This is a genomic window from Bradyrhizobium sp. MI1.7 (genome assembly GCF_055811795.1).
This window is the reverse complement of record NZ_JBVVPO010000162.1, coordinates 1-4,204: the sequence shown is the minus strand read 5'-3', so window position 1 is coordinate 4,204 and position 4,204 is coordinate 1. Positions and strand designations below refer to the sequence as shown.

Below are 4,204 nucleotides of genomic sequence, written 5' to 3'. Positions count from 1 at the left end.
CCCTCCCCCGCAAGGGGGGAGGGAACGCGGTGTGCTTGTGGCGCGACCTTTTTCCAACAGCTGTCGTAGCTACGCCCGCATCCTGGCTTTCGTGCCCGCGACGATCTGCATGGCGACGCCGGCGATCCAGCCGAACAAAGCGAGCCAGGTCCACGCCAGGTGCGGCTCGAGGCGGAGCACGATGACGCCGACGGAGGCGAGCGCGGTGAGCGTGGCGCAGAGCGTGCCCGCGGCGCTCAGGAATTCCGCGGCATCGATGGCGCTATGCGCGTCGTCGAAGGGCAGTTGCGGCGTGTCGATGCCGAGATAGAAGCCGACGAAGCCGAGCAGCATCATCAGCAGCAGGAAGCCCTGCGTGGTGAGCGGGGCGATCGAAGATCCCACATAGGCGCCGACGAACAACCCGCACGCCGCGCCTGCCATCGCGAGACCCACGCGCTCGAACACGTGGGCAGTCTTGCGAACACGAAACCGCATGGCGGGCCTCCCTGAGGAGTTGGGTGCGCGGGAGGGTAGGCCAGTTTTGCGGTGCGTGGAAGGTGAGGAGAGTTACGGATGCGTGAGGGCGCGGGATAGTGAGGGCACGATCGCCCGCGCTGCCCCCACCGCTGTCGTCCCGGACAAGCGAAGCACAGATCCGGGATCACCACAGGGAGAGATTTGGCGAAGACTTTAAGTTGTGCAGTGGCAACTCATACCGCGCATCATCGTGAGATCACGCGGTATGGCAGCGCCCTCTCGCGCCCTACCTTGCCCCGAACGTGGTCTTGCCGAACAGCGCCTTTTGCGTCGACGGCTGCGAGCGCCAGTATTGCGGCGGGGCTTCGACTTCGCCGCCGAGTTCGGCCGCGGCGTGCCAGCCCCAGCGGGGATCGTAGAGCAAGCTGCGGCCGAGCGCGACCATGTCGGCCTTGCCGGATGCCACGATCTCCTCGGCGTGTTTGGCTTCGGTGATCAGGCCGACGGCGATGGTGGGCAATCCGGTCTCGCGCTTGATGGCCTCGGCAAACTGCACCTGATAGCCGGGGCCGAGCGGGATCTTCTGCAGCGGCGAGACGCCGCCGGAGGAGGCATCGATCCAGTCGACGCCGCGCGCCTTCAGCGCGTTTGCGAACGTGATGGTCTGCGCCAGGTCCCAGCCGCCCTCGACCCAGTCGGTCGACGACACCCGCATGCCGACCGGCTTGTCGTGCGGGAAGACCGCGCGCACCGCGTCGTAGATCTCGAGCGGAAAGCGCATGCGGTTTTCGAGCGAACCGCCATATTCGTCGGTGCGCCTGTTGGAGATCGGCGACAGGAACTGATGCATGAGATAGCCGTGCGCGCCGTGCAGCTCGATCGCGTCGATGCCGAGCCGGGCAGCGCGCTTGGCGCTGTCGACGAAGGCCTCGCGGATGCGCTTCAGGCCGGCGGCATCGAGCGCCAGCGGCGCGGCCTCGCCTTCCTTGTGCGGCAGCGCCGACGGCGCCACCGTCTGCCAGCCGCCTTCACTCTGCGGAATGAGCTGGCCGCCGTCCCAAGGCCGCGCGCTGGAGGCCTTGCGGCCGGCATGGGCGAGCTGCATCGCGACGGCCGTGGTGGAATGCTTGCGCACGGAGGAGAGGATCTGCTTCAGCGCGGCTTCGCAGGCGTCGCTGTAGAGCCCGAGACAGCCCGGCGTGATGCGGCCGATCGCCTCCACATGGGTCGCCTCGATGCAGAACATCGACGCGCCCGACAGCGCGAGGTTGTTGATATGGGTGAAGTGCCAGTCGGTGGCGACGCCGTCGTCGGCCGAATACTGGCACATCGGCGACACCACGACGCGGTTCTTCAGCGTCAGGCCGCGCAGCTTGATCGGGGAAAACAGGGCGCTCATGCGGGGAGTTCCGGGGGATGGAGGAATGGAAGCGATTGCATGAAGTTTAGTAGCCCTACGGCGAATTGCCAGCTGCGCGGCGGACATGCCCGCCCGCGGCGCCATGCATTGCGCGCGTCATATGATCACAAGGCGGAGATAACCCTCGGCCGCTTGCCAGGAACTCCACTGTCATCCCGGGGCACGCGAAGCGCGAGCCCGGGATCCATAGGCACAGGGAGAGAGACGTTTGGCGAAGACCAGCTGTTGTCGATCTTCGTAAAACCCAATCCCGTGGTTATGGATCCCGGGCTCGCGCTTCGCGTGCCCCGGGATGACAGTGGAGTTCCTGGCAAGCGGCCGAGGGTTATCTCCGCCTTGTGATCATATGACGCGCGCAATGCATGGCGCCGCGGGCGGGCATGTCCGCCGCGCAGCTGGCAATTCGCCGTAGGGCTACTAAACTTCATGCAATCGCTTCCATTCCTCCATCCCCCGGAACTCCCCGCATGAGCGCCCTGTTTTCCCCGATCAAGCTGCGCGGCCTGACGCTGAAGAACCGCGTCGTGGTGTCGCCGATGTGCCAGTATTCGGCCGACGACGGCGTCGCCACCGACTGGCACTTCACCCATATCAACAACCTCGCGCTGTCGGGCGCGTCGATGTTCTGCATCGAGGCGACCCATGTGGAGGCGATCGGCCGCATCACGCCGGGCTGTCTCGGGCTCTACAGCGACGCCTGCGAAGCCGCGCTGAAGCAGATCCTCTCCTCCGTGCGCAAGCATTCCACCACGGCCGTCGCGATGCAGCTCGCCCATGCCGGCCGCAAGGCCTCCAGCGCGCGGCCTTGGGACGGCGGCCAGCTCATTCCGCAGAGTGAAGGCGGCTGGCAGACGGTGGCGCCGTCGGCGCTGCCGCACAAGGAAGGCGAGGCCGCGCCGCTGGCGCTCGATGCCGCCGGCCTGAAGCGCATCCGCGAGGCCTTCGTCGACAGCGCCAAGCGCGCTGCCCGGCTCGGCATCGACGCGATCGAGCTGCACGGCGCGCACGGCTATCTCATGCATCAGTTCCTGTCGCCGATCTCCAACAGGCGCACCGACGAATATGGCGGTTCGCTCGAAAACCGCATGCGCTTTCCGCTCGAGATCTACGACGCGGTGCGCGCGGTCTTCCCGCACGACAAGCCGGTCGGCATGCGGGTGTCGTCGACCGACTGGGTCGAGGGCGGCTGGGACCTGGCGCAGACCATCACGTTCGCAAACGCGCTGAAGGCGCGCGGCGTCGACTGGATCGATGCCTCCTCCGGCGGCGTCTCGCCGCTGCAGAAGATCCCGCTCGGCCCCGGCTATCAGGTGCAGTTTGCCGAGGCCATCAAGCGCGAGACCGGATTGCCCACCATCGCCGTCGGCCTGATCACCGAAGCCAAACACGCCGAGGAGATCGTGGCATCCGGCAAGGCCGACATGGTCGCGCTCGGCCGCAGCTTGCTCTACGATCCCCGCTGGGGCTGGCACGCCGCGGCCGAACTCGGCGGCGAAGTCGAAGCCCCGCCGCAATACTGGCGCTCGCAGCCGTCGACGCAAAAGGCGCTGTTCGGCAAGACCACGTTCGGGGCAAGGTAGGGCGCGAGAGGGCGCTGCCATACCGCGTGATCTCACGATGATGCGCGGTATGAGTTGCCACTGCACAACTTAAAGTCTTCGCCAAATCTCTCCCTGTGGTGATCCCGGATCTGTGCTTCGCTTGTCCGGGACGACAGCGGTGGGGGCAGCGCGGGCGATCGTGCCCTCACTATCCCGCGCCCTCACGCATCCGTAACTCTCCTCACCTTCCACGCACCGCAAAACTGGCCTACCCTCCCGCGCACCCAACTCCTCAGGGAGGCCCGCCATGCGGTTTCGTGTTCGCAAGACTGCCCACGTGTTCGAGCGCGTGGGTCTCGCGATGGCAGGCGCGGCGTGCGGGTTGTTCGTCGGCGCCTATGTGGGATCTTCGATCGCCCCGCTCACCACGCAGGGCTTCCTGCTGCTGATGATGCTGCTCGGCTTCGTCGGCTTCTATCTCGGCATCGACACGCCGCAACTGCCCTTCGACGACGCGCATAGCGCCATCGATGCCGCGGAATTCCTGAGCGCCGCGGGCACGCTCTGCGCCACGCTCACCGCGCTCGCCTCCGTCGGCGTCATCGTGCTCCGCCTCGAGCCGCACCTGGCGTGGACCTGGCTCGCTTTGTTCGGCTGGATCGCCGGCGTCGCCATGCAGATCGTCGCGGGCACGAAAGCCAGGATGCGGGCGTAGCTACGACAGCTGTTGGAAAAAGGTCGCGCCACAAGCACACCGCGTTCCCTCCCCCCTTGCGGGGGAGGG

At 66.7% G+C, this 4,204-nt stretch carries 4 protein-coding genes; 2 read left to right on the top strand and 2 right to left on the bottom strand.

The features are described 5' to 3' along the window. Positions 1 to 69 precede the first annotated feature (69 nt). The gene (locus AC0L3X_RS46590; protein WP_063980635.1) at positions 70 to 477 is read right to left on the bottom strand and encodes a hypothetical protein; all 408 of its coding nucleotides are present in this window, start codon (positions 475 to 477) and stop codon (positions 70 to 72) included. Between the two features lie 268 nt (positions 478 to 745). After that, positions 746 to 1,858 (bottom strand): NADH:flavin oxidoreductase/NADH oxidase, encoded by a 1,113-nt coding sequence (locus AC0L3X_RS46585; RefSeq protein ID WP_063980634.1) that lies wholly within the window; start codon positions 1,856 to 1,858, stop codon positions 746 to 748. 488 nt (positions 1,859 to 2,346) lie between these two features. On the opposite strand from AC0L3X_RS46585, the gene AC0L3X_RS46580 reads away from it, so the two are divergent. After that, the gene (locus AC0L3X_RS46580; protein WP_063980634.1) at positions 2,347 to 3,459 is read left to right on the top strand and encodes an NADH:flavin oxidoreductase/NADH oxidase; all 1,113 of its coding nucleotides are present in this window, start codon (positions 2,347 to 2,349) and stop codon (positions 3,457 to 3,459) included. A 268-nt stretch (positions 3,460 to 3,727) separates the two neighbouring features. Then, the gene (locus AC0L3X_RS46575) at positions 3,728 to 4,135 is read left to right on the top strand and encodes a hypothetical protein (RefSeq protein WP_063980635.1); all 408 of its coding nucleotides are present in this window, start codon (positions 3,728 to 3,730) and stop codon (positions 4,133 to 4,135) included. The last annotated feature ends 69 nt before the right edge of the window (positions 4,136 to 4,204 follow it).